General features: G+C 72.8%; 22 protein-coding genes and 1 pseudogene. 16 read left to right on the plus strand and 7 right to left on the minus strand.

What is annotated here, in order from left to right; all coding sequences use genetic code 11:
• Nucleotides 1–152: 152 nt before the first annotated feature.
• The 6 genes from ACZ43N_RS19495 (at nt 153) to mug (ending at nt 5922) form a co-directional block, all read left to right on the plus strand.
• Nucleotides 153–1490 carry a hemolysin family protein gene (locus ACZ43N_RS19495; RefSeq protein ID WP_468098900.1) on the plus strand — a complete coding sequence of 446 codons (1338 nt, stop codon included), beginning with the start codon at nt 153–155 and terminating at the stop codon, nt 1488–1490.
• The gene (locus ACZ43N_RS19500; protein ID WP_468098901.1) at nt 1487–2503 is read left to right on the plus strand and encodes a hemolysin family protein; all 1017 of its coding nucleotides are present in this window, start codon (nt 1487–1489) and stop codon (nt 2501–2503) included. The genes ACZ43N_RS19495 and ACZ43N_RS19500 overlap by 4 nt, the downstream gene beginning before the upstream one ends.
• A 131-nt stretch (nt 2504–2634) precedes the next feature.
• Nucleotides 2635–3426 (plus strand): SGNH/GDSL hydrolase family protein, encoded by a 792-nt coding sequence (locus ACZ43N_RS19505; RefSeq protein WP_468098902.1) that lies wholly within the window; start codon nt 2635–2637, stop codon nt 3424–3426.
• Nucleotides 3427–3470: 44 nt separating this feature from the next.
• Nucleotides 3471–3809 (plus strand): DUF4326 domain-containing protein, encoded by a 339-nt coding sequence (locus ACZ43N_RS19510; protein ID WP_468098903.1) that lies wholly within the window; start codon nt 3471–3473, stop codon nt 3807–3809.
• 128 nt (nt 3810–3937) lie between these two features.
• A complete protein-coding gene (purB, locus tag ACZ43N_RS19515) occupies nt 3938–5380 on the plus strand; it encodes an adenylosuccinate lyase (protein ID WP_468098904.1) in 1443 nt (480 codons plus the stop codon).
• 44 nt (nt 5381–5424) lie between these two features.
• Nucleotides 5425–5922, plus strand: a complete 498-nt coding sequence (mug, locus tag ACZ43N_RS19520; protein ID WP_468098906.1) for a G/U mismatch-specific DNA glycosylase — start codon at nt 5425–5427, stop codon at nt 5920–5922.
• 218 nt (nt 5923–6140) lie between these two features.
• On the opposite strand, the gene ACZ43N_RS19525 is transcribed toward mug, so the two are convergent.
• Nucleotides 6141–6578 (minus strand): hypothetical protein, encoded by a 438-nt coding sequence (locus tag ACZ43N_RS19525; protein WP_468098908.1) that lies wholly within the window; start codon nt 6576–6578, stop codon nt 6141–6143.
• Nucleotides 6579–6910: 332 nt separating this feature from the next.
• Here ACZ43N_RS19525 and ACZ43N_RS19530 point away from each other — a divergent pair, with 332 nt between their 5' ends.
• Nucleotides 6911–8068: an ROK family transcriptional regulator gene (locus ACZ43N_RS19530; RefSeq protein ID WP_468098909.1), complete on the plus strand. Its 1158-nt coding sequence runs from the start codon at nt 6911–6913 to the stop codon at nt 8066–8068.
• 87 nt (nt 8069–8155) lie between these two features.
• Here the strand turns inward: ACZ43N_RS19530 and ACZ43N_RS19535 are convergent, their stop codons facing one another.
• Both ACZ43N_RS19535 and ACZ43N_RS19540 read right to left on the minus strand, forming a co-directional pair.
• The gene (locus ACZ43N_RS19535; RefSeq protein WP_468098911.1) at nt 8156–8917 is read right to left on the minus strand and encodes a GntR family transcriptional regulator; all 762 of its coding nucleotides are present in this window, start codon (nt 8915–8917) and stop codon (nt 8156–8158) included.
• 285 nt (nt 8918–9202) lie between these two features.
• Nucleotides 9203–10090, minus strand: coding sequence for an RNA polymerase sigma-70 factor (locus ACZ43N_RS19540; protein WP_468098912.1), 888 nt, complete (start codon nt 10088–10090; stop codon nt 9203–9205).
• A gap of 142 nt (nt 10091–10232) precedes the next feature.
• Here ACZ43N_RS19540 and ACZ43N_RS19545 point away from each other — a divergent pair, with 142 nt between their 5' ends.
• Nucleotides 10233–11063, plus strand: coding sequence for an alpha/beta fold hydrolase (locus tag ACZ43N_RS19545; protein WP_468098913.1), 831 nt, complete (start codon nt 10233–10235; stop codon nt 11061–11063).
• A 519-nt stretch (nt 11064–11582) separates the two neighbouring features.
• Here the strand turns inward: ACZ43N_RS19545 and ACZ43N_RS19550 are convergent.
• Nucleotides 11583–11996 (minus strand): annotated as a pseudogene (locus tag ACZ43N_RS19550) (EamA family transporter); the annotation flags it as partial.
• On the opposite strand from ACZ43N_RS19550, the gene pdxR reads away from it, so the two are divergent.
• The 6 genes from pdxR to ACZ43N_RS19580 all read left to right on the plus strand — a co-directional run bounded on the left by pdxR (nt 11987) and on the right by ACZ43N_RS19580 (nt 21407).
• Nucleotides 11987–13438: a MocR-like pyridoxine biosynthesis transcription factor PdxR gene (gene pdxR, locus ACZ43N_RS19555; protein WP_468098914.1), complete on the plus strand. Its 1452-nt coding sequence runs from the start codon at nt 11987–11989 to the stop codon at nt 13436–13438. The pseudogene ACZ43N_RS19550 and the gene pdxR overlap by 10 nt on opposite strands.
• Nucleotides 13439–13619: 181 nt before the next feature.
• The gene (locus ACZ43N_RS19560; protein ID WP_468098915.1) at nt 13620–15209 is read left to right on the plus strand and encodes an alkaline phosphatase D family protein; all 1590 of its coding nucleotides are present in this window, start codon (nt 13620–13622) and stop codon (nt 15207–15209) included.
• A 131-nt stretch (nt 15210–15340) separates the two neighbouring features.
• Nucleotides 15341–16798, plus strand: coding sequence for an SWIM zinc finger family protein (locus ACZ43N_RS19565; RefSeq protein WP_468098916.1), 1458 nt, complete (start codon nt 15341–15343; stop codon nt 16796–16798).
• Complete coding sequence (locus ACZ43N_RS19570) at nt 16795–19527, plus strand: DUF7824 domain-containing protein (RefSeq protein ID WP_468098918.1); 2733 nt, start codon at nt 16795–16797, stop codon at nt 19525–19527. The genes ACZ43N_RS19565 and ACZ43N_RS19570 overlap by 4 nt, the downstream gene beginning before the upstream one ends.
• A gap of 123 nt (nt 19528–19650) precedes the next feature.
• Nucleotides 19651–21069, plus strand: a complete 1419-nt coding sequence (locus ACZ43N_RS19575) for a GNAT family N-acetyltransferase (RefSeq protein WP_468098920.1) — start codon at nt 19651–19653, stop codon at nt 21067–21069.
• A complete protein-coding gene (locus tag ACZ43N_RS19580; RefSeq protein WP_468098921.1) occupies nt 21066–21407 on the plus strand; it encodes a zinc-binding dehydrogenase in 342 nt (113 codons plus the stop codon). The genes ACZ43N_RS19575 and ACZ43N_RS19580 overlap by 4 nt, the downstream gene beginning before the upstream one ends.
• A gap of 400 nt (nt 21408–21807) precedes the next feature.
• Here ACZ43N_RS19580 and ACZ43N_RS19585 read toward each other — a convergent pair whose 3' ends face one another.
• Nucleotides 21808–23043, minus strand: coding sequence for a trans-sulfuration enzyme family protein (locus ACZ43N_RS19585; protein WP_468098922.1), 1236 nt, complete (start codon nt 23041–23043; stop codon nt 21808–21810).
• Between the two features lie 60 nt (nt 23044–23103).
• On the opposite strand from ACZ43N_RS19585, the gene ACZ43N_RS19590 reads away from it, so the two are divergent.
• Both ACZ43N_RS19590 and ACZ43N_RS19595 read left to right on the plus strand, forming a co-directional pair.
• Nucleotides 23104–23595, plus strand: a complete 492-nt coding sequence (locus ACZ43N_RS19590) for an Lrp/AsnC family transcriptional regulator (RefSeq protein ID WP_468098923.1) — start codon at nt 23104–23106, stop codon at nt 23593–23595.
• Nucleotides 23596–23697: 102 nt separating this feature from the next.
• The gene (locus ACZ43N_RS19595) at nt 23698–25389 is read left to right on the plus strand and encodes a DUF885 domain-containing protein (protein WP_468098924.1); all 1692 of its coding nucleotides are present in this window, start codon (nt 23698–23700) and stop codon (nt 25387–25389) included.
• A gap of 66 nt (nt 25390–25455) precedes the next feature.
• Here ACZ43N_RS19595 and ACZ43N_RS19600 read toward each other — a convergent pair whose 3' ends face one another.
• Complete coding sequence (locus ACZ43N_RS19600) at nt 25456–25980, minus strand: immunity 21 family protein (RefSeq protein ID WP_468098925.1); 525 nt, start codon at nt 25978–25980, stop codon at nt 25456–25458.
• Nucleotides 25981–26067: 87 nt separating this feature from the next.
• Nucleotides 26068–26547 carry a rhodanese-like domain-containing protein gene (locus tag ACZ43N_RS19605; RefSeq protein WP_468098927.1) on the minus strand — a complete coding sequence of 160 codons (480 nt, stop codon included), beginning with the start codon at nt 26545–26547 and terminating at the stop codon, nt 26068–26070.
• Between the last annotated feature and the right edge of the window lie 88 nt (nt 26548–26635).

Raw genomic sequence — 26635 nt, forward strand, 5'->3', positions numbered from 1 at the left:
TGGGTGGACCAGTGAACCTCTACGAAAGGTCGTGAGCGTCCGCCCATGGGCGAGCCTCCCAGTAGTCGGCCCGGTGCCCGTCGCACCCGCGCGGGTACCCGACATCGCGCGATCAACCCGCCCCTGCCGGATCATGGGACGGAGGTGACCCGATGACCGAAGTGCTCCTCCTTCTGGTGGCGGTGCTGCTGTCGCTGGTCTGCGGCGCGTTCGTGGCCGCCGAGTTCTCGCTGACCACCGTCGAGCGCGGCCGGCTGGAGCGGGCCGTGGAGCACGGCGAACGGGGCGCCGCCGGCGCCCTCAAGGCCGTACGGAATCTGACGTTCCAGCTGTCCGGCGCCCAGCTCGGCATCACCGTCACCAATCTGGTCGTCGGCATGCTCGCCGAGCCGTCCATCGCCAAGCTCATCGCGGGCCCGCTGGAGGCGGTGGGCGTGCCTGCCTCCGCGTCGGGTTCCGTCGCGCTGGTGATCGGTACGGCGCTGTCCACGGTCGTCCTGATGGTCGTCGGCGAGCTGGTGCCCAAGAACTGGGCGATCTCGTCGCCACTGTCGGTGGCGAAGAAGGTGGCGAACCCGCAGCGCTGGTTCAGCGCGGCGTTCCGGCCCTTCATCACCCACCTGAACAACACCGCCAACCGTCTCGTCCGCCTCTTCGGGATCCAGCCCGCCGAGGAGTTGGCCTCCGCGCGCGGCCCCCAGGAGCTGGCGGCGCTCGCGCGGCACTCCGCGAGGGAGGGCGCGCTGGAGGCGGACACCGCCGAGCTGTTCGTGCGGACGCTGAACCTGGCCGACCTGACCGCGGAGAACGTGATGACGCCCCGCGTGCAGGTCATCGCCCTCGACGCCCTGGCGACCTGCGAGGACGTGGCGAACGCGACCCGGGCGACGGGACTGTCCCGCTTCCCCGTCTACCGCGGCAGCCTCGACGCCGTGATCGGCACCGTGCACATCAAGGACGTCCTCGCCGTGCCCGCCGAGCGCCGGCTGCGCACCTCCGTGTCGGAGCTGCTGCGCGAGCCGCTGCTGGTCCCCGAGTCGCTGACCGTCGACCGGGTCCTCGACCGGCTCTCGGGCAAGCGCACGATGGCCGTCGTGATCGACGAGTACGGCGGCACCGCGGGCGTGGTGACGCTGGAGGACATCGTCGAGGAGGTCGTCGGCGAGGTGCGGGACGAGCACGACCCGCACGAGACGCCCGACCTGGCCTCCGTGGGTACCGACGAGGACGGCCGTGAGCTGTACTCGGCCGACGGCGCCGCCCGCACCGACCAGCTCGCCCGCGTCGGCCTCAGGGTGCCGGAGGGGCCCTACGAGACGCTCGCCGGCCTCGTCGCCAACGAGCTGGGCCGTATCCCTGCCGTCGGCGACACCGTCGAGGTCGCCCGCTGGCGGCTCGACGTCGTGGACGCCTCCGGGCGGCGGGCCGCCCGGGTGCTGCTGCACGCGCCGGTCGACGCCGCCGACGAACCCGAGGAGGAGGGGCGATGACCGCCGTCCAGTTGCTGATCGGCCTCGCGACGCTGGTCGTCAACGCCTTCTTCGTGGGCGCCGAGTTCGCGCTGATCTCGGTGCGCCGCAGCCAGATCGAACCGTACGCCGAACAGGGCGACCGCCGGGCCCGCAGTGTGCTGTGGGGTCTGCGGCACGTGTCGGCGCTGATGGCGGCGGCGCAGCTCGGCATCACCCTGTGCACCCTGGTCCTCGGTGTGGTGGCGGAGCCCGCGATCGAGCATCTGCTGGAACCGGTGTTCCACGCGGTGGGCGTACCGGAGGGCGCGGGGCATGTCATCTCGTTCGTCATCGCCCTGACGCTCGCCACGTATCTGCACATGCTGCTCGGCGAGATGGTGCCGAAGAACATCGCGCTGGCCGAGCCGGTGCGCAGCGCCCTGCTGCTCGGCCCGCCGCTGGTGACGCTGTCGCGGGCGCTGCGGCCGGTGATCTTCACGGTGAACGCCTTCGCGAACGCCCTGCTGAAGCTGATGCGGATCGAGACGCGGGACGAGGTCGCGGCGACCTTCTCCGATGCGGAGCTGGCCCGGCTCGTCCGGGACTCCACCGAGGCCGGTCTCCTGGACGACCGTGCCCGGGAGCGGCTGCACGACGCGCTCGAACTGGGCCGAAGGCCGGTCCGGGACGTCGTCCTCCCGCTGGAACGCGTCGTCTACGCGCGCGTGGGCGTCACCCCGGAGGAGCTGGAGCGGCTGTCTGCGGAGTCCGGGTTCTCCCGTTTCCCCGTGGTGGACGAGGGACGCCGGATCGTGGGCTACCTCCATGTGAAGGACGCGCTCGACGCGGCCCCGCGCGATGTGCCCTTCCCCATCCGGGACATGCGGTCCATCGCCCGCGTCCGGGAGACCACGCCCCTGGACGACGTGCTCACCGCGATGCGGCGCAGCCGGACGCACCTGGCGGCCGTGCTCGGCGCGGACGGGCGGCTCGCCGGGATCGTGACCATGGAGGACGTCCTGCGGGAGCTGCTCGGGCAGCCCGCCGCCTGACGCGGGTACGGCCCAGGGGCGGCCGACCACGGGTCGCGTGGCGGGCGACCGGCCGCGGTCGGCGACGAGGCCGGTCCGCACGACAGGCGACCGACCGTCGGGTATGTGAAGGCGATACCATCGCTTTCGCCATGCAGACGAACGCCACGCATCCCACGTACTCCAGCCTTGTCGCGGTCGGCGACTCCTTCACCGAGGGCATGTCGGACCGGCTTCCCGACGGTTCCTACCGGGGCTGGGCGGACCTCCTCGCGGGCCGGATGGCCGCACGCTCGCCCGGCTTCCGGTACGCCAACCTCGCGGTACGCGGCAAGCTCATCGGCCAGATCGTCGCGGAGCAGGTCGACGTGGCCGCCGCGATGGGCGCGGATGTGATCACGCTGGTCGGCGGTCTGAACGACACCCTGCGCCCGAAATGCGACATGGGCCGGGTGCGCGGACTGCTGGAGGAGGCCGTGGAACGCCTCGCGCCGGCCTGCAAGCAGCTCGTCCTGATGCGCAGCCCCGGCCGCCAGGGCCCCGTCCTGGAACGGTTCCGCCCCCGTATGGAGGAGCTGTTCGTCTGCGTCGACGACCTGGCCGCCCGGCACGGCGCGCTCGTCGTCGACCTGTACGGCGCGCCGTCACTGGCCGACCCCCGGATGTGGGACGTGGACCGGCTGCATCTGACCACCGAGGGGCACCGCCGGGTAGCCGAAGCCGTCTGGCAGACCCTCGGCTATCCGGCCGAGGACACCGAGTGGCATACCCCGATGCCCGCGACGCCGCCGCCCGCCTGGCTCGTCCGCCAGATGGCCCACGCCCGCTTCGCCCGGCAGTATCTGCTGCCGTGGATCGGACGCCGGCTGACGGGCCGTTCCTCGGGCGACGGGCTGCCGGCGAAGCGTGCCGAGTTGCTGCCGTACGAGGGTCCGGCAACCTAGAGCTCAGAGATTCCGAGCAGGGGCCGGACCGGAGGGAGCCACGCGTGACCACGACGGTGATCAACCTGAAGGGCCGCATCCAGGACTTCGGGCCCCGGCTGGAGAAGGCCCCCGACGACATCGTGTACATCGGCAGACGATGGACCATGGGCCACTGGGACCTGCCCCAGCATCCGCTCTACAACCCGTTCCAGCCCGACACCGACAAGAAGAAGCGGGACGGGACGCGCGCCGAGGTGATGGCCAAGTACCGGGAGTACCTGTCGGCCCGGCCCGAGCTCCTGGAGCTGGTCCCCGAGCTGCGGGGCAAGACACTGGCCTGCTGGTGCACGCCGGAACTGTGCCACGGGGACGTCCTGGCCGAACTCGCCGACGAGGGCTGAGGCCGCCTCCGGGAGGACGCGCGGGCGGGCGCTCGCCGATCGGGCACGCCTGTGACCGGCGTCTCGTAGGTTCCGACGAGCAGGCCCGCTGCGCTCACCTGCAGGAATCGCCAGTAGAATCCGTACACGTGACTTCTGCGCCAGCCAAGCCCCGCATCCCGAACGTCCTCGCCGGACGCTACGCCTCCACCGAGCTCGCCACGCTCTGGTCGCCCGAGCAGAAGGTGAGGCTGGAGCGGCAGCTCTGGCTGGCCGTCCTGCGGGCCCAGAAGGACCTCGGCATCGAGGTGCCGGACGAGGCGCTCGCCGACTACGAGCGGGTCCTCGACACGGTCGACCTGGCCTCCATCGCCGAGCGCGAGAAGGTCACCCGGCACGATGTGAAGGCGCGGATCGAGGAGTTCAACGATCTCGCCGGGCACGAGCACGTCCACAAGGGCATGACCTCCCGCGATCTCACCGAGAACGTCGAGCAGCTCCAGATCCGTCTCTCCCTGGAGCTGATGCGCGACCGTACGGTGGCGGTCCTCGCCCGTCTCGGCAAGCTGGCCGGCGAGTACGGCGAGCTGGTCATGGCGGGCCGCTCGCACAACGTGGCCGCCCAGGCCACCACCCTCGGCAAGCGTTTCGCGACCGCCGCCGACGAGCTGCTCGTGGCGTACGGCCGGGTCGAGGAGCTGCTGGGCCGCTACCCGCTGCGCGGCATCAAGGGCCCGGTGGGCACGGCGCAGGACATGCTGGACCTGCTGGGCGGGGACGCCGCGAAGCTGGCCGAGCTGGAGGACCGGATCGCCGGGCACCTGGGCTTCTCCCAGGCCTTCACCTCCGTCGGCCAGGTGTACCCGCGCTCGCTGGACTACGAGGTGGTGACGGCGCTGGTCCAGCTGGCGGCGGCCCCGTCCTCGCTGGCCAAGACCATCCGGCTGATGGCCGGGCACGAGCTGGTGACCGAGGGCTTCAAGCCGGGCCAGGTCGGCTCCTCGGCGATGCCGCACAAGATGAACACCCGCTCCTGCGAGCGTGTCAACGGCCTCATGGTCATCCTGCGAGGCTACGCGTCGATGACCGGCGAGCTGGCGGGCGACCAGTGGAACGAGGGCGACGTGTCCTGCTCGGTGGTGCGCCGGGTCGCACTGCCGGACGCGTTCTTCGCGCTGGACGGTCTGCTGGAGACGTTCCTGACGGTGCTCGACGAGTTCGGCGCCTTCCCGGCCGTCGTCGCGCGTGAGCTGGACCGCTATCTGCCGTTCCTCGCGACGACCAAGGTGCTGATGGGCGCGGTGCGTGCGGGCGTCGGCCGCGAGGTGGCCCACGAGGCGATCAAGGAGAACGCCGTCGCCTCGGCCCTCGCGATGCGCGAGCAGGGCGCCGAGCGCAACGAACTGCTCGACAAGCTGGCAGCGGACGAGCGCATCCCGCTGGACCGGGCGCAGCTCGACGCGCTGATGGCCGACAAGCTGTCCTTCACCGGCGCCGCGGCCGACCAGGTCGCCGTCGTCGTCGGCCGCGTCGAGGAGATCGTCAAGCAGCGTCCGGAGGCCGCCGGTTACACCCCGGGAGCGATCCTCTGACCCGCTTCACCCCCGAGGAGCTGGAGGCCGCCCGCGACCGGCTGGTGCCGGATGTGGTCGCGGACGGCCTCCGGGTGCTGTTCTGCGGCATCAACCCGGGCCTGATGACGGCCGCGACCGGCCACCACTTCGCCCGGCCCGGCAACCGCTTCTGGCCGGTCCTGCACCTGTCCGGTTTCACGCCCCGCTTGCTGAAGCCTTCCGAGCAGGGCGAGTTGCCGTCGTACGGGCTCGGCATCACCAACGTGGTCGCCCGTGCGTCGGCACGTGCCGACGAGCTGACGGCGGAGGAGTACGTAGAGGGCGGCCGCCTGCTCACCGCCAAGGTGGAGCGGCTGCGGCCGCGGTGGCTCGCAGTGGTCGGGGTGACCGCCTACCGAGCGGCGTTCGGTGACCGCAGGGCCGCGATCGGGCCGCAGGAGCGGACGATCGGCGCGTCCCGGGTGTGGGTGCTGCCCAACCCCAGCGGTCTGAACGCGCATTGGACGGCGGCGACGATGGCGGAGGAGTTCGCACGGCTGCGGCTGGCGGCGGAGGACTGAGGGGTCCTTTCACTATGAGCGTCCGATCAGGTCGCGCGGTCTGGTGCCGTGCATCGCAAGGCGCCGGAGAGCCCTGGTAGCGGAGCTACCTGGGCTTTTCGGCAACGCGGCGAGGTGCGGTGCCAGACCGCGCGACCCGGGCGGGCATAGTGAAAGGACCCCTGAGGCCGCCGTGGGCGGGGGCAGTGGCCCGTCGGCCCGGGTGGTGCCGGGGCCGGTCAGGGCGGATCCGTCTCCGTTATCAGGGCGACGAGTTGGAACGGCAGTTCCTTGTCCCACTGAGAGACGCCGAGGGCGACCCAGCGGCCGTCGACCTGCCACAGGTGCACATCCGGGACGTGCGCGCTGAGCACCGCCCACGGCTCCGGTATGTCCTCGCCCTCCATGGAACGGTCGTGGACGCTCCAGAGGCTGAACACGTCCGGCGCGCCCCAGCGCTCGGCGAGCCGCTCCGACAGGGCGTCCCGGTCCGCCTCGTACTGTTCCTCGGTCTCCTCCCGACGGGTGCCGTCGTCCTCCCAGAAGTCGGCACTCGTCTGTAATTCGGCGACGTGAAACCCCGGCCCGCCCGTGCCGGCGTCCGACCGGCCGCGCTCAGCGGGGAACTCGGCGGAGCACAGCCGCTCGATGAGGGCGAGGTGCCGCGTGATGCTCATGCGTCCAGTAAAGCGGGCACCACTGACAATTGGCGTCCCGTCAGCGGCCGGTCCCGGCCCGACGCCGGACGGGATGCGCAGGGATGGCACCGGGACCCCCGGTGGCCGGGGAGGCTGCCGGGCCCGACCAGCGGGGCGGCCGACGATGCGGGGGCGGTCGGCCGACGGAGCGGGGGCCGTGGGCCGGCGATGGGCGGGGCGGCGGTCGGCCGGCGAAGCGGCCGCGGTGGGCACGCGGGACGCTCGTGCGGGTCGGGGAGGGCAGGCACTCGCCGGGGCCCCCGTCGACGAGTACGATCCGGCAGACACGCGTGCTAGCTGGGAGGACGGCGTTGGGGCAGCTGACCGGCGGGGATCCCTCTCTGCTCCGGAGAATCAACTCGGCGGTGGTGCTGCACGCACTGCGCGCCACGGATCACGCCACGCTCACCGAGATCACCCGGGTGACGGGGCTGTCCCGGCCCACGGTCGAGGGCGTCGTCGAAGGGCTGGTCGAGGCCGGGCTGGTGGTCGAGCGGGCCGCCGAGGAAGGGGCCGCACGGCGCCAGGGCCGGCCGGCGCGGCGGTACCGGTTCCGGGCGGAGGCGGGGCACCTGCTGGGCCTGGAGGTGGGCTCGCACGGGGTCACCGCGCTGCTCGCGGACCTCGACGGGCGGGTGCTGGGCTCACTGGCCAAGGACGTCGCCGAGACAGCGGTGGCGGACGAGCGGCTGGAACGGCTGCGCTCGACCGTCGCGGAGCTGCTCCGCAGATCCGGTGTCTCGCGGGACTCGCTGCGCGCGGTCGGCGTGGGCACCCCCGGCATCGTCGAGGCGGACGGCACCGTGCGGCTGGGCACGGCCCTGCCCGAGTGGACGGGGCTGAACCTGGGCGAGCGGCTGAGCCGTTCCTTCAAGTGCCCGGTGCTGGTCGAGAACGACGCCAACGCCGCCGCGGTCGCCGAGCACTGGAAGGGCGCCGCCACCGAGTCCGACGACGTGGTGTTCGTGCTGGCCGGGCTGAGCCCGGGCGCGGGTTCACTGATCGGCGGGCGGCTGCACCGGGGCTACGGGGGCGCGGCCGGGGAGATCGGCGCGCTGCATCTGCTGGGCCGTGAGGCCACACCGGAGGCGCTGCTGTCGACCACCGGCGAACCGCTGCACCCGCTGGACGAGCAGGCCGTCGCCGAGGTGTTCCAGCACGCGCGGGAGGGCGACGAGCGGGCCCGCGCGGCGGTGGAGCGTTTCCTACAGCGGCTGGTCCACGACGTGGCCGCGCTCGTGCTCGCGCTCGACCCCGAGCTGGTCGTCGTCGGCGGCTGGGCGACCGGCATCGACGACGTCCTCGGCCCGTTGCGGCACGAACTCGCACGCTACTGCCTGCGTCCGCCCCGGGTGGCCCTGTCCCGGCTGGGCGAGACGGCCGTCGCCATGGGCGCGCTGCGGCTCGCGCTCGACCATGTCGAGGAGCAGCTCTTCGCGGTCGAGGGCACGGTCACGGCCCGGCGCTGACCCACGGCCCCTCTTCCGCCCCATGAGAAACGTCGTGCCCCGGAAGTGTCCGGGGCACGACGGGTGCGGCTCGCAGGCCCGGTGTCCTCAGGAAGCTCGGCGTTCCGGGCCGTGGTGGATCTCGACGCCGCCCGAGGCGCCGAAGGTCAGGCGACACGTGTCGGCGCGGTAGGTGGCGAGGGAGACGGCGGCGGCGCGTCCCTCGGCGAAGAAGCGGGTCGTGACGATGAGAACGGGCGCGCCCGGCAGCCGGTCCAGTTCCTTGGCGTCCTCGGCCCGCGCGGAACCCAGCTCCACCGAGCGGTCCTGCCCCTCCAGTTCCAGCCGCTGGAGCTCGCGCAGCACGGCACGCGCGCGTGCCGAGCCGGAGGGCGCGTCTATGGCGGACAGGTCGGGAACCGAGGCCGCCGGGATGTAGAGCAGTTCGGCGGCCACGGGCTGGCCGTGAGACACACGGGAGCGCCGTACGACATGCACCTGCTCACCGTGGAGGGTCTCCAGGATCTCGGCGACCGCGGTGGGCGGAACCGCCTCCGTGCAGTCCACGGCCTGCCAGGCGTCGCCGACGGTGCCCGGCCAGACGTGCTGCTCGCCGCCGACGGAGACACCCACGCGCGGCGGGGCCACGGTGGTGCCGACGCCGCGCCGGCGCTGCAGCCGGCCTTCCAGTTCGAGCTGTTCCAGCGCCTGGCGGAGTGTGGCCCGGGCGACACCGAAACGGGCCGCCAGATCACGCTCGTTGGGCAGGATCTCGCCCACCGAGAACTCGGAGTCCAATGCCTCACTGAGCACGGTCTTCAGATGCCAGTACTTCGGTTCCGGCACCGTTTCGAGCTGCTGGGTCCCCACCCTGTCCTCCGCTGCTTCGCCGTGTCCCGGCGGCGTTTTTAGCGCCCTTGTTTATTAAAGGTTGTTGCACTTTCTTGCGACCATAGGCGCGCCCCCACCCTTGGTCAAGACCAATCCTCGAACCCTCGGGCATCCCCTGGGCAGGGCGTGGCACAGCGTTCACGGAGCCTTCATGACGGCAGGACGAACCGCCGTACGACCGGTCGCGTGGCGCGTCGTACGGCGGTTGACGGGCGAGAGCCCGACGGTCCACGGACGAGCCGGTGAACCTTTCCGGTCACAGCCCTAACGGTCGAGCGACAGGGCGAGCAGCTTCTGGGGGTTGCGCAGGATGTGGATGCGCTGGATCCGCCCGTCGGCGACGTCGAGCTGGAACACGGCGTCGGGCTTGCCTGCGGCGAGGACGACCAGCGCGAAGCCGCCGTTGATCTCCATGAAGCGGAACGAGGCGTCCTCGACGCCCTGGCCGGACACGCCGTGCAGGAAGCGCCCCACCTTGTCGGCGGACTCGATGATCCGCACCGGCGCCTTGGCGAGGCCTCCGCTGTCGGCGACGAGGCGGACGTCCGGGGCGAGCAGCGCCATGAGCCCGTCGAGGTCGCCGCCGGCCGCCGCAGCGAGGAACCGCTCGGTGAGCTCCCGGCGCTCGGCCGGGTCGACCTCGTAGCGCGGGCGCCGCTCGTCGACGTGCCGGCGGGCGCGTCCGGCGAGTTGGCGCACGGCGGGCTCGGTGCGGTCGAGCATGGCGGCGATCTCGGCGTAGGGGTAACCGAAGGCCTCCCGGAGCACGAACACGGCGCGCTCCAGGGGCGAGAGGGACTCGAGGACGACGAGGACGGCGAGGGAGACGGTGTCAGTGAGCACGGCGCGTTCGGCGGCGTCCGGGACGGTGGCCTCGTAGTCGGTGACGTAGGGCTCGGGCAGCCATGGGCCGGGATAGGCCTCGTTGCGCGACTGCACCTGGCGGAGCCGGTCGATGGCGAGACGGGTCGTCACGCGGACCAGGTAGCCGCGGGGTTCGCGTACGTCGGACCGGTCGGCGCCGGTCCAGCGCAGCCATGCCTCCTGGACCACGTCCTCGGCGTCGGCGACCCTGCCGAGCATGCGGTAGGCGACTCCCATGAGGACGGGGCGGTGCGCTTCGAAGACGTCGGTCGCGATGTCAGTGGTCACGGCACCATCCCATCCGACACGCGGTCAGGTGTCCAGGGCGTTTGTTACCCGCGGGGACTACCCGTCGGTAGCGGTTGCTGACAAGCTGTCTAGGGATGCCGTACGACGGCGTGCCCCACCCGTACAGACGAGGAGCTGCACCATGTCCGCCACGGTCTCCTTCAAGGTTCCCTCCCCGCTCGGCCCGCAGCCCGTGACGGTCTCCTACGCGCGCGAGGGCACCGGCGAACCCCTGCTCCTGCTGCACGGCATCGGCCACCACCGGCAGGCCTGGGACCCGGTGGTGCACCTGCTGGCGGCCGAGCGCGAGGTCATCAGTGTGGACCTTCCCGGATTCGGCGCGTCCCCCGGCCTCCCGGACGGCCTGACCTACGACCTGCCCACGACCACCGCCGTGTTCCGCGCGTTCTGCGAGGCGCTCGGCCTCGACCGCCCCCATGTCGCGGGCAACTCCCTCGGCGGTCTCCTCGCCCTGGAGCTGGGCCGCGAGAAACTCGTGCGGTCGGTCACGGCCCTGTCGCCCGCCGGATTCTGGAACGAGACCGAGCGGCGCTACGCCTTCGGCATCCTGCTCACGATGCGGCACATCTCCCGGCGGATGCCGCTGCCGCTGGTCGAGCGGTTGTCGCGCTCGGCGGCCGGCCGGGCCGCGCTGACGAGCACCGTCTACGCGCGCCCGAGCCGCCGTTCACCCGAGGCCGTGGTCGCGGAGACGCTCGCGCTGGCGGGGGCCACCGGGTTCGACGCGACCCTCAGGGCCGGTGGCGGCGTCCTGTTCACCGACGACATCCCGGAGCTGCCCGTCACCGTGGCGTGGGGCACGCGGGACTGGCTGCTCGTCCCGCGGCAGGGCGTCCGCGCCAAGCGGATCATCCCCGGGGCCCGGCTGGTGCGGCTGCCCGGCTGCGGCCACTGCCCGATGAACGACGACCCGGCGCTGGTGGCCCGCGTCATCCTCGACGGCAGCCGCTGACGGGCGGCGGGCGGCCAGCCCCGAGCCCAGGACGACCCCGGCGCCCACCAGGGCACTGCCCGCGGCCTGGGCGGCGCCGTAGGAGCCGGTGCCGACGAGGGGCGCGGTGCAGGCGGCGGCCACCGGGATGAGGCCGGAGAACAGGGTGGCGCGTTCGGCGCCGATGCGCTGCATACCCATGTACCAGCACACGAACCCGATGACGGTGACGACCGCCGCCTGCCACACCAGCGCGGTGGCCTCGGTGCCGTCCGGACGGCGCAGCCAGGCGCCGCCGTCGACGACCAGGCCGACGGCCGCCGACTCGACCGCGGCGACACCGCACACGGCCGTCGACAGCAGCCGCGGTCCGAGCGGCCGCAGCACCGGCACGGCCAGGACCGCGAAGCCGACCTCACCGGCCAGCGCGCAGAGGGAGAAGGTGATCCCGGTACCGTCCGTGCGGCCCCAGCCCTGGACGGTGAACGCGCCCGCCGCGACCAGCGACGCCCCGTACAGGACGGCACGTTGCGGGCGCCGGCCCTCCGACAGGGGCACCAGCACGGCCACGACCACCGGGGCGCATCCCACGAACACGCCGGGCACGGCCGGTTCCGCCGTGCGCTCGGCGGCGAGCACGGCGAGGTTGAAGCCGACCATGCCGACCGCCGCGAGCAGCGCCAGCCGCAGCCACTGCCGGGCGGTGAGGCGGCGCAGCGGTGCCGTGCCGCCCCGGCCCAGGAGCGGGAGCAGCAGCAGGCAGGCGAGTCCGTAGCGGAGGAACTGGCCGCCTGCGTACGGGTAGTCGCCGAGGACGCTGTTGGCGGTGAAGGAGCCGCCGACGAGGACACAGGCGAGGGCGGCGAGCAGGGCTCCGCGAGCGGTGGTGGCGTTCATGACGGTGACGCTAGGGACGCGGGCGGACCGGTTTAAGGTCCACTTCCATGACGTCATCGGGGACCAATTCGCCGCCGGACTCCTCCCCCTTGGACGGCGAGGAGTCCACGCCCTGGGCCGCCGCCTGGGAGTTGCTGCTGCCGGTCGCCTCGGCGCCCGCACGCGCGCGTGGACGTACGTTGCAGGCCGCGCTGCGGGAGGCGATCCGTACGGGGCGGCTCGCCCGGGGGACCCGGCTGCCGTCGAGCCGGGATCTCGCCGCCGATCTGGGGGTGTCGCGCGGGCTGGTGACGGAGGCGTACGAGCAGTTGGCGGCGGAGGGGTATCTGCGCAGCGGCCGGGGGGCGGGAACCTGGGTGGAGGCCGCGGTCCGTGCCGCCCCGCCACGCGCGCGTGATCTGGCTCCCCGCTCCCCCGGTGCCCTCGCCGACTTCGTCCCCGGGACTCCCGACCTGTCGCTCTTCCCGCGCGCCGCCTGGGCCGCCGCGCAGCGCGGGGTGCTCGCGGAACTCCCCCACGACGCACTCGGCTACCCGGATCCGCGGGGTCTGCCCCGGCTGCGTACCGCCCTGGCCGAACTGCTCGCCCGCCGCCGGGGCGTGGTCGCCGACCCCGAGCGGCTGGTGGTGGTCTCCGGGGTCGCCCAGGCGATGACCCTGCTCGGCTTCGTGCTGCACGCGCGCGGGTCACGCGTCTTGGGCGTCGAGGACCCCGGCAGCCCGGAGCACACGTCCCTGTACGCCGCCGCCGGGATCGGCACCGTGCCGCTGCCGCTGGACGAGGCGGGGCCGGCCATGGGGCCGCTGCGTGATTCGGGGGTGCGGGCGGTGGTGACGACGCCGTGCCACCAGTTCCCCTCGGGCATCGCCTACTCGGCGCGGCGCCGGACCGAACTCCTCGACTGGGCACGGTCGGTGGACGGTCTGATCGTCGAGGACGACTACGACGGCGACTTCCGCTACGACCGCGCCCCCGTGGGCGCCCTCCAGGGCCTCGACCCCGACCGGGTCGCGTACACGGGTTCCGTCAGCAAGTCGCTCGCGCCGGGGCTGCGGCTCGGCTGGCTCCTCGTACCGGCGTCGCTGGCCGAGGAGGTCGTCGAGCGCAAGCGGACCATGGATCTCGGCCATCCCACCCTCGACCAGGCCCTGTTCGCCCGGTTCGTGGAGCGCGGCGACTACGACCGGCAACTGCGCCGCTGCCAGCGGGCCTACCGCGAACGCCGGGACACCCTGGTGGCCGCCCTCACCGAGCACCTCCCGGGTACGCGGGTGTCCGGGATCGCCGCCGGGCTCCATGTGATCGCCACGCTGCCCGAGCGCTACGGACCGTGCGACCGCTTCCTGGAACGGGTCGCGGCGGCCGGGGTCGCGGTGCGGGAGCTGGGACGGTACGGGAGCGTGCCGGACGACCGACCGCGACTGGTCCTGGGGTACGCGCACCTGTCACCGGCGCGCATCCGGGAGGGCGTACGGCTGATGGCGGAGGCCTCCCGCTAGCCCATGCCGCGAAAGCTCCCGTCCGCCACCCGCGGCCCCGCGACACGCCCCGCTCGCAGCGCCACGGCCTGCTTCCCCCGCGACCCCGGTCAGTTGTTCACTTGTCGTTTCCGCGTGCGCCTCGGCGCACCAGTACTTGTGGCACTGCGCATTGGCCGAATCCGTCCCAGGAGGCTCATTCATGTCACACCGTCCGCCGATCTCCCTGCCTGGCCGCCGCAGTGTGCTGCGCGGTTCCCTGGCCGCGTCGGCGGCCCTGGCCGTCCCCGGCTCGCTCGCCGCGGCTCCGGCGTTCGCCCTGTCGGGGCGGCCGCGGGCCGGTTGGGGTGTGCAGACCGGAGACGTGAGCGCCCACTCCGGACTGGTGTGGGTGCGTTCGGACCGGCCGGCGCGCATGATCGTCGAGACGTCCGCCACCGAGTCGTTCCGCAACCCGCGCAGATGGCACGGCCCGCTGCTCGGCGCCGGCACCGACTTCACCGGTACGACCCGGCTGCGCGGCCTGCCGGCCGGCGAGCAGATCCACTACCGGGTGCTCCTCGCCGACCCGGACGACCCCCGCCGCACCGGCGAACCGGTCACGGGCACGTTCCGTACGACCCCGGTGAAACGGCGCTCCGGTGTGCGGTTCCTCTGGTCGGGCGATCTGGCCGGGCAGGGCTGGGGCATCAACCCCGATCGCGGCGGCTACCGCATCTTCGACGCGATGGGCCGGCTGGACCCGGACTTCTTCCTGTTCAGCGGTGACACGATCTACGCGGACGGGCCGATCGCCCCGACGGCGGCGCTCCCCGGCGGCGGGACCTGGCGGAACATCACCACCGAGGAGAAGGCCAAGGTGGCGGAGACGCTGGCCGAGTTCCGCGGCAACTTCCGCTACAACCTGCTGGACGAGAACCTGAAGCGGTTCAACGCGCAGGTGCCGTCGATCGTGCAGTGGGACGACCACGAGGTCACCAACAACTGGTATCCGGGAGAGATCCTCACCGACGCCCGCTACACGGAGAAGAGCGTGGACGTGCTCGCGTCCCGGGCCCGGCGCGCCTTCAGCGAGTACTTCCCCGTCTCCACCCTGCGGCCGGGCTCCCGCGAGGGCCGGGTCCACCGTGTGCTGCGCCACGGCCCGCTCCTCGACGTGTTCGTCCTGGACATGCGGACGTACCGCAACGCCAACTCGCCCGGCAAGCAGACCACCGACCCGGTCGGCATTCTCGGCGCCGAGCAGTTGCAGTGGCTGAAGCGGGAGCTGTCGCGGTCCCGTGCCGTGTGGAAGGTGATCGCCTCCGACATGCCGCTCGGCCTGGTCGTACCGGACACCGGCGACGGGAGGCCGAACATCGAGGCCGTGGCTCAGGGCGACCCGGGCGCGCCCCTCGGGCGTGAGCTGCAGATCGCCGAACTGCTGCGGTTCATCAAGCACCGGAAGATCACCGGGACGGTGTGGCTGACGGCCGACGTGCACTACACCTCGGCCCAGCACTACCAGCCGTCGCGGGCCGCATTCACCGACTTCGAGCCGTTCTGGGAGTTCGTCTCCGGCCCGCTCAACGCCGGTGCGTTCCCGGCGAACGCCCTCGACGACACCTTCGGTCCCGAGCGGGTCTTCCTCAAGGCGCCGACCACGGCGAACGTGTCGCCCGCCGGCGGCTACCAGTTCTTCGGCGAGGTCGACATCGACGGGCACAGCGGGGAATTGACGGTACGGCTGCGCGAGCAGGACGGCACCGTGCTCTACGCCAAGACGCTCCAGCCGGGGCTCGTGGGCCAGTGATCCGCACGGCCTGAACGGGGGCGGCAATATTGGCCCCCGGTCAAGTGGCGGACGGCTCGGCAACACCGGGCCGTCCGCCGCGTTTTCGCAGGTCGTCACTCGTTGTCAGTGGGCACTTCTACGGTTTTCCCATGACGCGATCTGTGCAGGCCGTGGCCTATACCCGACCCTCCGTGCTGGAGTCCGCGGCGGGCGGACCCCGACTGGGGCTGGAGACCTCCCGCGGTGCGACCCCGACGGGCCTCCAGGACCATCCCCGGTTCTTCTCGGGGTTCCTGACGGCACCTCAGACGGCCGCGGCCGGGCTGCTCGCGGTCGCCGACGTGGCCGCCGCGCGGTACTACCAGCAGCAACTACGGGCCTCCCTGGACCCGGTGGTGACGGGCAACGGCGACCGGCTGCGCTTCGAGTCGTTCTCCGGCTGCGGCGGGGTGTACGCCCGGCTCGACGTCCTGGAGCCGGTCCTGGAGGGGGGCGAGGTCGGACACGGCACGACCAATGTGGACGTCAACAACCCGCTGCGCGAGGCGCTGTCCCGCGTCGGCTCGGACGATCCGCTCCATCTGCGCGTCGGCCCGGACGAGTTGGCGGTGACCACACTGGACGGCCCGGTGGTGGAGAAGAAGGTGCCGCTGCCGGACCGCTGGCTGCGTGGTTTCGCCGAGGCCCAGGTGATCGCCGCCGGTTTCGATCTGCGGGCCGAGCTGTCCGCCGCCGAGGCAGTACGGTTCCTGCGGTCACTGCCGCGCGGTGGTGGGCGGGGCGCGTCGCGGGGCGCCCAGTGGGTCGTACCCTCCGGCCGCACCCTGCGCCCGACGACACGGCCGGTGCCGGGCGCCGTCTGTCTGCCCGGCCCGGAGCGGCTGGTGGCCCTCCAGCGGGTGCTGCGCCACGCGACCGCCCTGCGCGTCTACGGCCCGCCGACCGCCGGGACGGCCGCCCTGGCCAGTGCCTGGGAGGTCGAGCTGCCCGGTATGCGGCTCACCCTCACACTGTCCCCGGAGGCCGCGCGCGGCTTCTCCGGCGAGGGCGGCGTGCTGGACGCCCTCGCCACCGACGAGGCCGCCGAGGACGCGGAGCTGATCTCGGTCCTCCTCGCCTGGGAGCCGCGTATCGACATCGGCGACCTGGCCGCGTCCTCCGGTCTCACCACCGAGCGGGTACGGGCGGCGCTGACCCGGCTGGGGACCTCGGGCCGCGTCGGCTACGACACCGCGGAGGCCGCCTACTTCCACCGCGAACTCCCCTACGACGCCGACCGAGTCGAGCGCCACAATCCGCGGCTGCGCTCGGCCCGCGCCCTGGTCGCCGCCGGAGCGGTGTCCCTGGACGGCTCCCTCGGCACGGTGACCGCCGAGGACGGCCATGTCCACCGGGTCCGCGACGACCAGGGCACACTGAGCTGCTCCTGCCTGTGGTGGGCGAAGTACCGCGGCGGCAGGGGCCCCTGCAAACACGCGCTGGCGGTGCGGATGGTCCGCCGGGGCGCGGACGCGGAGACCGGCGGGACACCGGCCCCCGTGGGACCGCACAGCACCACGACCGACATGGAACCGAGCGGGACGAGCATCGACGGGGGTGCGCGATGACGGCGACGATGCTGATCAACGCGGTACGGGCAGGCAGCACGGGCGACGTGGTCATCCTGGCGGACGCCATGACGGACGCCGAGCGACGGGCGTGCATGCCCGAGTTGAAGGAGTTGCGCAAGAAGCTGCGGGCCGAGCCGTGGGGTTCGCCGTTCCAGCGCGCCTATCCGGCGCTGCACGCGGCCGGCGCGGCCTGCCAGACGGGCGCGGCGGCGGTGGCCGACTGGCTCGCGGCATCCGACATGCGCTGGCGGCAGGCGCCGACGTCGGTCCTGATCGACGTGCTCGGCGACCGTGAGCCGCGCTGGCTCGCCGATCTGGTGCACCGGCTGGCGGAGCGCCCGCTCACCGCGGAGGTGCCCTACCAGCTGATGTCCGGCCTGGTGAAGCTCGCCGGCTGCGCGGTGCCGACGTCCGAGAGCTATGTGCGGGGCTGGATGGAGCACATCGGCCGGGCGCGCTGGAAGGCGGGCACGGTCATCGGCAATCTGCGGACGGACCCGCACCTCACGGAACTCGTCGCCGCCCTGTTCGACATCGAGGAGATCGGCGCCCGCAGCGACTGGCGGTACGGCGAGGGTCTGAACAACTGGACCGACGCCCTCACCCAGCTCGCCGAGGAGGGCCTCCTCGACCGCAAGGTCCTCATCGACGGCTGTGTCGCCCGGCTGCTGCGCGGCGGGGGCTCCACGGCGGACAACAAGGTGTTCCTCGGCCTGCTGGCCTCGCTCGACCTCACCCGCGACGAACGGTGCGAACGGATCGCGGACTGGATGTCCCTCTGCTCTGACGCCCCCTCCACGGTGGCCGGGCACGCCCAGTCCGTCCTGGCCGGCTTCGCCCTGGACGGCGAGCTGGGGGCACGCCGGCTCACGGAGATGTCCGGTGCCGTGCTCTTCCGCACCGAGCGCAAGCTCGTCCGCTCGCAGCTGGTCCTCCTGGGCAAGGTGCTCAAGCAGGACCCGTCCACCGCGGGGGAGCTGCTCCCGGTGCTCGCCCAGGCGTTCGGTCACGACGACACGGAGGTGCAGGAGAGGGCGCTGAAGCTGGTCGAGCGGCACATCGGCCACATCGACCACGAGGACGCCGCGCGGGACGAGATCACCGCCGCGGCGGCCGATCTGAGCCCGGGCCTGCGGGCCCGCGCGCACGAGATCCTCGGCGTCTCCCCCATGGAACAGGCCGCCGAGGCGTACGAGGAGCTGCTCCCTCCCGTCCCCCTGCCGACACCCCTCGCGCCCGCGCCGGGGACGGTCGCCGAACTCGCCGAGGAGATCAACGCGCTGCTGGCCTCGGACGGCGACGTCAGCGCGTTCGAGCGGGCGCTGGACGGACTCGTTCGGCATGCGCACCGGGATCGCGAGGGGCTGGTGGAGGCGCTCCGCCCGGTGGCGGCGAGGCGTTGGTGGGCGGAGATGGAGCGGGAACACGTCGACCGGTACTTCCGGGAGTCCCCGCACGGTCTGGAGATCGTCCTGGCGTCGCTGTTCGAGCGGGTCCGCCTCTCCTCCCTGCGCGGAGCGCAGCAGAACACGTCCGTGTCCGACGGATGTGTGCACAGCGGTCTCGCCGACGTCTTCGACGCCCGGCTGCGGGAGATCGCTTACCGCGTCCGCACGGAGCCGCTGCCGTTCCTGCTGGCCACACCCACCTGGAGCACGGGGTCGCTGGAGGCCGGGGAACTGGTGGAGAGGCTCGGCGCCTGCCGGAGTCTCGGTACCCGGCCCGGTCAGGTCGACTTCGCGCAGGCGTTGCTGCGGGTGCGGCGCGGCGACGCGGCCGCGATGGCCGCCGCCGCGACGGCAGCGCGCGAGCTGGGCACGCAGGAGGGCGACCGGCTGGCGGAGTGGCTGGCGACCGACGTGCCCTCCCAGCCGGCTCAGCGCTGCCGTACGAAGGGACCGAGAGTCCTGGTGGAGTTCGGGGAACTCCCGGAGCTGCAGAGCGACTCCTTCCCTCCGCAGATCCGTCGGCTGGGGCGTCCGCTGTCCGTCTACCGGGCCCGCTGGTACTGCTCCCACTGGGACGACTCGGAGTGGCGGCACTGGCTGGCGGTCGTTCCCGGGCGCCCGGAGCTGGTGGCGGGACGCGTCCTGCGGGACCTCTCGCAGGGAGCCGTCGAGGACACGCGGGCCGGCTTCCCGTTCCTGCCGACGCTCGCCGAGGCGGAGGGCGAGACGGGCCCGGCCGTGCGGCTCTGCGTGGTGTACGGGCTGGGGGCCAAGCGCCCGGAGGACCGGCTCGCCGCCGTGGACGCCCTGCTGGTCCTGGCGGCCCGGGGGCAGCTCGACATCGAGCAGACGGGCACCGATCTCGGGCGACTGGCCGTGGCGGGATGTGTGAAGCCGCTGCGGATCGCCGAGGCGATACGCACGGCGGCGTCCACCGGGGCATACGGCACGGCCTGGTCGCTTCTGCGAGCGGCCCTGCCGCACCTGCTCGCCGAACTCGCCGACGACCAGGGCGGCGCGAACAGCACGCACGGCAAGGACGGCTTGGACCGCGCGGGCGGCTCGGACGGCTCGGACGGCTCGGACGACGCCAAGGGCAAGAGCAGGGCGACGACGCCGGCGCGGGGGCTCGGAGAACTGATGGCCGTCGCCGCGGAATGCGTGGAGCGGTCCGGGGCACACGGGGAGCTGCCCCACCTCGAACTGGCGGCGGACCGGAGGGGCTCGTCCCGGCTGGTGACCGAGGCACGGCGGCTGCGCACGGCGCTGGCGGGCTGATCCGGGACCCACCGGTCATCCAATCTGGAACAAAAGGTACGGAAGGATGCTTTTACCGGCCGGTCACAAAGCGTTCGTGATCGCGCAACACCCTTCCTTCACAGTAGCCACATGACTGCAGACATGTCTGATGTGACCCGGGCGAGGAACGGTCGCCCGGTACGCCACTGGCGGCGGGCCATGGTCGGCCTCGCCGCGCTGCTCGCGGCGGTCGCCGCGGCCGAGGCGGTGTCGGGCCCGGCCGGACACGGGCCGCGCGGTGCCGCGCTGTTGGCGGCCCCGACGGCCCTCCTGCTGGCCGCCGCCGCGTTCCACGCACGGTGGGCACGACGCCACGGGCACGCGCCGCCGAGTAGCGATACCGACGCCCGGCCGCCGCTCACCGCGCAGCGGCAGGCCGGGCCGGGCGGAGTGGTCGAGGCGGGCGCCGAGGCCGTGGCCGAAGCCGCCGTGCTGTGGCGGATGCGGACGACGGTGAAGGACGAACCGGGCTCTCTGGCGATGCTGTGCACGGCGTTGGCCGACCACGGGGTGGACATCCTGAGCCTGCAGACGCACCCGTTGGCCGAGGGCACCGTGGACGAGTTCCTGCTGCGGGCGCCCGCGGAGCTGTCCGCCACGGAGATCAGCCGGGCGGTGTCGGGCGCGGGCGGCAGCGATACCTGGATCGAGCGGGGCGACACCCACGATCTGGTGGACGCGCCGACGAGGGTGCTCGGCCTGGCGACCCGTACGGCGCTGGACGCCGCGGAACTTCCGTTGACGCTACGCCAGTTGCTCGGCCGCTGCACCATCCGGTCACTGCCCGCCACCGCCCCCGGCTCGGGCCGGGTCCAGGAGAGCGCCCCGGTCGAGGGCGCCCTGGAGGGCACGGTGATGCGACTGCGGGGGCCTGAGGGCGGGGTCATCACCGTGGAGCGGCCGTATCTGCCTTTCACACCCACGGAGTTCGCGCGGGCGCGGGCGCTGGTGGAGCTGGACGCCCGGCTGGGGCCGCGAATCCCTCGCAGCCAGGACGTACTGACGCTGCCCGAGGGCGACGACATCACGGTGCGCCGTGCCGACGCCGGGGACCTGCGAGCGGCGAAGGCCATGCACGAGCGGTGCTCGGCGCGGACGTTGAGCATGCGGTACCACGGACCGGTCGCCGACGCGGACCGGTATCTCAAGCATCTGCTGAGCCCCCGTTTCGGGCGGACGCTCGCCGCGCAGACCGCCTCGGGGCGCCTCGTCGGACTGGGACACCTGCTCTGGGACGGCGACGAGACGGAGATCGCGCTGCTCGTCGAGGACGACTGGCAGCGGCGCGGTATCGGCAGCGAGTTGCTCCGCAGGCTGGTGGCCATGGCGGGCGAGGCCGGCTGCGCGAACGTATACGTCGTGACACAGTCGTCCAACACGGGGATGGTCGCGGCGATGCGGGCGTTGGGCCTGCCACTCGACTACCAGGTCGAGGAGGGGACGCTGGTGATCACGGCCCGCCTGACGGCCGTGCCGGCGCGCCGGGCCGAGGACGCGGAAGGACTCCGCCGGGGCCGGTGACCGGCCCCGGCCGCAGCGGGGCGGCATACGGAACTGCGGGAGCCGGTGGCCGGCTCCCGCACTTCGCCGTCACCGCGCTCCAGGTGGTTCGCGACAAGGGCCGGGTCCAGGAGGGCCGGGAGGTTCTGATCACCGGAGCGGCCGGCGGAGTGGGGACCTTCGCCGTCCAACTCGCCCACGTCCTCGCCGCCCGGGTCACGGCCGTCGCCCGCACGGTGAAACTCGACGCCGTGCGGGCGCTGGGCGCCGACGAGGTGATCGACTCACCTGCGAGGACTTCCTCGCCGGCCCGCGACGCCACGAGGTCGACATCGACATCGCGGGCAACCGCGCCCTGATGCCCAGATCCCAGGCCGCGGAGCCCGCCGACCGGAACCCGGAACCCGTAACCCGGGATCTGAACGCCGGGATCTGAACGCCGGAGCGCCCAACCGCGAGCCCCGGAGCCCACGAGCCTCGACACCCAGAGCCCCGGGGCCCATGCGTTCGGGAGCCGAGAAGCCGAGAAGCCGCCGAGATCAAGCCCCAGTCCGAAGCCCTGAGTCCAGCGCCTGAGCCCAGCGCCTGAGCGCAGCCCCTGAGCCCTGTCACAGGTTCTTCTTCAAGGACCAGGACATCGCCGTTGGCCCGAGTCCGGCAGCCGGAGTCCGGCAGCCGGCACCCAGCACCCGGCACCCGGCACTCGAGGCAATGCCCCTCAAGGCAGGGCCGGTTGCGGCAATGCCCCTCAGGACCTGCTCAGCGGCCGAATGCCGACCCGAGACTCATCGACGGCCGTTCCGCACCGGAGCTGGAGTCGGCGGTGACGGTGGTGCCCGCGCCCAGCGCCCCGTCCAGGTCCGCCCACAGGTCGTCCACGTCCTCCAGGCCCACCGACATCCGCAGCAGGCGGTCGCTCACACCGGCGCCCCGGCGGTCGGTCTCGTCGACGATGCGGTGGCTGATGGAGGCCGGGTGCTGGATCAGGGTGTCCACGCTGCCGAGGCTGACGGCGGGCGTGATCAGCCGGACGCCGGCGATGACGTCATGAGGGTCCCCATGGACCTCGAAGGCGATCATGGCCCCGCCGATGCGGGGGTAGTGGACCCGCGCCACCCGCGGGTCGGCGCTGAGCCGGCGGACCAGCTCCGCGGCGGTCGCGGACGCCGCCCGGACACGCACGGGAAGGGTCGCGAGGCCGCGCAGGAGGAGGTAGCCGGCGAGCGGGTGGAGGACGCCACCGGTCGCGAAGCGTATCTGCCGCAGTCGCCCGGCGAACTCCTCGTCACAGGCCACGACCCCGGCCATGACGTCCCCGTGGCCGCCGAGGTACTTGGTGGCGCTGTGCAGGACGAGCCGGGCCCCCTGTTCGACGGGCCGCTGCAGGACCGGCGTGGCGAAGGTGTTGTCCGCGAGGAGCGGGACCGAGCCGCAGGAGTGGGCGAGGGCCCGTAGATCGAGCTCGGCGAGGGTCGGGTTGGCCGGGGACTCGACCATCACCAGACCCGTGTCGGGCCGCAGCGCCCCCGCCACGCCGGCCGGGTCGACCCAGGTGACCTCCGAGCCGAGCAGCCCCGCGGTGAGGAGATGGTCGCTGCAGCCGTACAGGGGCCGTACGGCGACGACATGGCGCAGGCCCATGGAGGCGCGGGCGAGGAGCACGGCGCTCAGCGCGGCCATGCCGCTGGCGAAGGCGACGGCGCTCTCGGTGCCCTCCAGGCGGGCGAGGGCGGTCTCGAAGCGGGCGACAGTCGGATTGCCGAGCCGTCCGTAGATCGGCGTGCCCTCCGGCTCGGCGCCGTCGACGGCGAACGCGTCGATACGGGCGGCCTCCCCGCGGCTGTCGTACGAGGGGTAGGTCGTGGACAGGTCGATGGGCGCGGCGTGCAGGCCCTGGCGCGCGAGATCGTCGCGGCCGGCGTGCACGGCCTCGGTGGCCAGTGCTCTCGGCATGGTGCGTGCGGGGTCGTACGCGTGCGTGCTCGCTGGATTCATGGGCGTCAGGGTGAACATCGGCCGGGCCTGGTGGGGCGGTTTCCGTGCTACGTTCGAACAATGGCCGAATCTGTCGTACTGGATCCGGTGGACCTCCACCTTCTGCGCCTGTTGCAGAACGACGCACGGGCGACCTACCGCGATCTCGCCGCGCAGGTGGGGGTCGCGCCGTCGACGTGTCTGGACCGGGTGACCCGGCTGCGCCGCTGCGGAGTGATCCTCGGCCATCAGCTGCGACTCGATCCGGCCAAGCTCGGGCGGGGGCTGGAGGCGCTGTTGTCGGTCCAGGTCAGACCGCACCGGCGGGAGCTGGTGGGTCCGTTCGTGGAGCGGATCCGGGCGCTGCCCGAGTCGCGGACCGTGTACCACCTCACGGGGCCGGACGACTATCTCGTGCATGTCGCGGTCGCGGACATGGCGGATCTCCAGCGACTGGTGCTCGACGAGTTCACGTCCCGGCGCGAAGTGGCGCGGGTGGAGACCAGGTTGATCTTCCAGCAGTGGGAGTGCGGGCCGCTGCTGCCGCCGGATGCCGGACGGTCCGCGGCCTGAGCGGTGCCGGGCGCTGCGCCGTGAGCGGAATCCAGCCGCCGTAAGGCTCAACACCCGGTCAAGCAGCTGACGGAGAGCTGTCGCCGTACCAAGATTGTCGGCATGTCTGACACCAAGAGTGCCCTGCCCCGCGAGGTCGCCGACGCGTATGTCGACGACCTCATCGCCCTCGACCCCGTGACAGGTACGTACCTCGGTGTGAAGGAGAGTTCGAGCAAGCTGCCGGACACCTCGCCGGCCGGTCTGGAGGCCCGCGCGGAGCTGATCCGGACAACGCTCGCCCGGCTCGACGAGGCGGAGCGGCAACCGGGCGCGGACAGCGCCATCGAACGCCGGTGCGCGCGCCTGCTGCGCGAGCGCCTCACCGCCGAACTCGCCGTGCACGACGCCGACGAGCATCTGCGCGCGGTCGGCAACATGGTGACGCCACCGCACGAGGTGCGGGAGGTCTTCACCCTCACCCCGGCCAAGACCGAGGAGGACTGGGCGGCGATCGCGGAGCGGCTGCGCGCGGTGCCGACGGCGCTCGCGGGGTACCGCGAGTCGCTCGCCCTCGGCCTGGAGCGCAAGCTGTACGCGGCTCCGCGGCCGACCGCGACCTTCATCGGGCAGCTCACCGAGTGGGCGGACACGGACGGCGCGGGGCGCGGCTGGTTCGAGGAGTTCGCGTCGACGGGCCCCGAGTCCCTGCGCGCCGGGCTGGACGAGGCGGCCCGCGGGGCGACGCGGGCCGTGGTCGAGCTCCGCGACTGGATGCGCGACGTGTACGCGCCGGCGATCGAGGGCGCCCCGAACACGGTGGGCCGGGAGCGTTACGCCCGCATGGCCCGCTACTTCACAGGGGCGGACCTGGACCTCGACGAGGCGTACGCGTACGGCTGGTCGGAGTTCCACCGGCTGCTCGGCGAGATGCGGCAGGAGGCCGAGAAGATCCTGCCCGGAGCCGAGACGCCCTGGGTGGCGCTGGCGCACCTGGACGAGCACGGCCGGCACATCGAGGGCGTCGACGAGGTCCGCGAGTGGCTCCAGTCGCTGATGGACGGGGCGATCGAGGCGCTCGACGGTACCCACTTCGATCTGGCGGAGCCGGTGAAGAAGGTCGAGTCGTGCATCGCCCCGCCCGGCGGTGCGGCCGCTCCGTACTACTCGGCGCCGAGCGAGGACTTCTCCCGTCCGGGCCGCACCTGGCTGCCGACGATGGGGGAGACCCGCTTCCCGGTGTACGACCTGGTGTCCACCTGGTATCACGAGGGCGTCCCCGGCCATCACCTCCAGCTCGCGCAGTGGGTGTACGTCAAGGACGACCTCTCCCGCTACCAGGCGACCGTCGGCGGGGTCAGCGCCAACGCGGAGGGCTGGGCGCTGTACGCGGAGCGGCTGATGGACGAGCTGGGCTTCCTGGAGGACGCGGAGGAGCGGCTCGGTTATCTCGACGCGCAGATGATGCGCGCGACCCGGGTCATCGTCGACATCGGTATGCACCTGGAGCTGGAGATCCCCGCGGACTCCCTCTTCCACCCGGGCGAGCGCTGGACGCCCGAGCTGGCCCAGGAGTTCTTCGGCTCCCACAGCAGCCGCCCGGCGGATTTCGTGGAGAGCGAGATGACGCGCTATCTGACGATGCCCGGTCAGGCCATCGGCTACAAGCTCGGCGAGCGCGCCTGGCTCCTCGGCCGCGAGAGGGCCCGGCAGCGCCGCGGCGACGCCTTCGACGCCAAGGCCTGGCACATGGCCGCCCTCTCCCAGGGCTCCCTGGGCCTGGACGACCTGGTGGACGAACTCTCCCAGCTGTGACCCGAGCGTGCCGGGCCCGCCGACCGCACCACGGGCCCGGCCGCCGGCCGGCGAACGGCGGTGCGTTCAGCCCCCCGACGGTCTGACCCGCACCAGACCGAGCCATGTCTCCGGCCCCGTCGAGACGTACGCCGCGCTGACCCCGTAGCACCCGGGCTCCAGCTCCACCCGCACATGATCGGTCGTGGTGGCGGCACCTCCGGGCCGGGCCGCGTCGAAGAGGACGAGCGGGCCCGGCACACGCCACTCCAACTCGGGCTCCCATGCGGCGATGTCCAGGGCCGTCGGCACATCCGCCAGAAGCCGGTCCTCGGGGCCGGTCGCGTAGCGGCGTACGAAGGTGCCGTGCTCGGGGAGGTACGCGGTGGCGGCAGGTTCGTCGCCCAGTACCAGGGCGCGGGTGTCGCCGACGGGCAGGAGCCCGGCGTGGCCGCCGATCTCGCAGGCGCGGTCGTGGTCGGAGGACGTCTCGTCGCCGTCGGCACCCGCCCAGAACGGCAGGACCGCTTCCGGAACGGCTATCAGCGGTCCCCCGCTCGACTCCACCCACCGCACCACACCTGGAACCACCGGATCCGCGTATCGAGCCATGCCCAGAAGCTACACGCCCGACGCCTCGCCCAACTCGCCGGGCTCGCAGGCTTCTTGACGGGCTGCCAGCAAGGGCCAGGGCGGTGGTCAGCAGCCGCAGTCCTCGGCGTCCACCGGCGCGGTCAGCGGGTCGGCCGAGCGGCGCCCGGAGCCCTCCCAGGTCTCGTACGCGAAGCCCTCACGGACCCAGTATTCGAAGCCGCCGAGCATCTCCTTGACCTTGAAGCCGAGTTCGGCGAGGGCGAGGGCGGCACGGGTCGCGCCGTTGCAGCCGGGGCCCCAGCAGTAGGTGACGACCGGCACGGACCTGTCGAGGAGCTGCTCGGCCTGCTCGGGGACGAGGGCGGTGGGCAGGTGGATCGCGCCGGGGATGTGCCCCTGGTCCCAGGACTCGGTGGAGCGGGAGTCGAGGACGACGAATCCGGGGTCACCGTCGGCGGCGAGGGCGGCGGCCACGTCGGAGACATCGGCGTGGAAGACGAGACTGGCCCGGAAGTACGCGGCGGCCTCGGCCGGGGCGGCGGGCGGGACACGCAGGACGGGGTTCACGGCGGTCGTGGTGCTCATCTGGGGGGCCTCTCTCTGCCCGGCGCTGCGCCGGCTCCTCGACGGGGCCGCGGCCCGGCCCCGTCGACCAGAAATCTACGAGGGGTGA

The organism is Streptomyces sp. NPDC030814, from assembly GCF_055572155.1.

Excerpts from the sequence above, each read along its gene's own strand:
- ACZ43N_RS19495 (WP_468098900.1), top strand. The coding sequence starts at position 153 with ATGACCGAAGTGCTCCTCCTTCTGGTGGCGGTGCTGCTGTCGCTGGTC.
- ACZ43N_RS19500 (WP_468098901.1), top strand. The coding sequence starts at position 1,487 with ATGACCGCCGTCCAGTTGCTGATCGGCCTCGCGACGCTGGTCGTCAAC.
- ACZ43N_RS19505 (WP_468098902.1), top strand. The coding sequence starts at position 2,635 with ATGCAGACGAACGCCACGCATCCCACGTACTCCAGCCTTGTCGCGGTC.
- ACZ43N_RS19525 (WP_468098908.1), bottom strand. The coding sequence starts at position 6,578 with ATGAGCATCACGCGGCACCTCGCCCTCATCGAGCGGCTGTGCTCCGCC.
- ACZ43N_RS19545 (WP_468098913.1), top strand. The coding sequence starts at position 10,233 with ATGTCCGCCACGGTCTCCTTCAAGGTTCCCTCCCCGCTCGGCCCGCAG.
- pdxR (WP_468098914.1), top strand. The coding sequence starts at position 11,987 with ATGACGTCATCGGGGACCAATTCGCCGCCGGACTCCTCCCCCTTGGAC.
- ACZ43N_RS19560 (WP_468098915.1), top strand. The coding sequence starts at position 13,620 with ATGTCACACCGTCCGCCGATCTCCCTGCCTGGCCGCCGCAGTGTGCTG.
- ACZ43N_RS19565 (WP_468098916.1), top strand. The coding sequence starts at position 15,341 with ATGACGCGATCTGTGCAGGCCGTGGCCTATACCCGACCCTCCGTGCTG.
- ACZ43N_RS19570 (WP_468098918.1), top strand. The coding sequence starts at position 16,795 with ATGACGGCGACGATGCTGATCAACGCGGTACGGGCAGGCAGCACGGGC.
- ACZ43N_RS19575 (WP_468098920.1), top strand. The coding sequence starts at position 19,651 with ATGTCTGATGTGACCCGGGCGAGGAACGGTCGCCCGGTACGCCACTGG.
- ACZ43N_RS19585 (WP_468098922.1), bottom strand. The coding sequence starts at position 23,043 with ATGAATCCAGCGAGCACGCACGCGTACGACCCCGCACGCACCATGCCG.
- ACZ43N_RS19590 (WP_468098923.1), top strand. The coding sequence starts at position 23,104 with ATGGCCGAATCTGTCGTACTGGATCCGGTGGACCTCCACCTTCTGCGC.
- ACZ43N_RS19595 (WP_468098924.1), top strand. The coding sequence starts at position 23,698 with ATGTCTGACACCAAGAGTGCCCTGCCCCGCGAGGTCGCCGACGCGTAT.
- ACZ43N_RS19600 (WP_468098925.1), bottom strand. The coding sequence starts at position 25,980 with ATGGCTCGATACGCGGATCCGGTGGTTCCAGGTGTGGTGCGGTGGGTG.
- ACZ43N_RS19605 (WP_468098927.1), bottom strand. The coding sequence starts at position 26,547 with ATGAGCACCACGACCGCCGTGAACCCCGTCCTGCGTGTCCCGCCCGCC.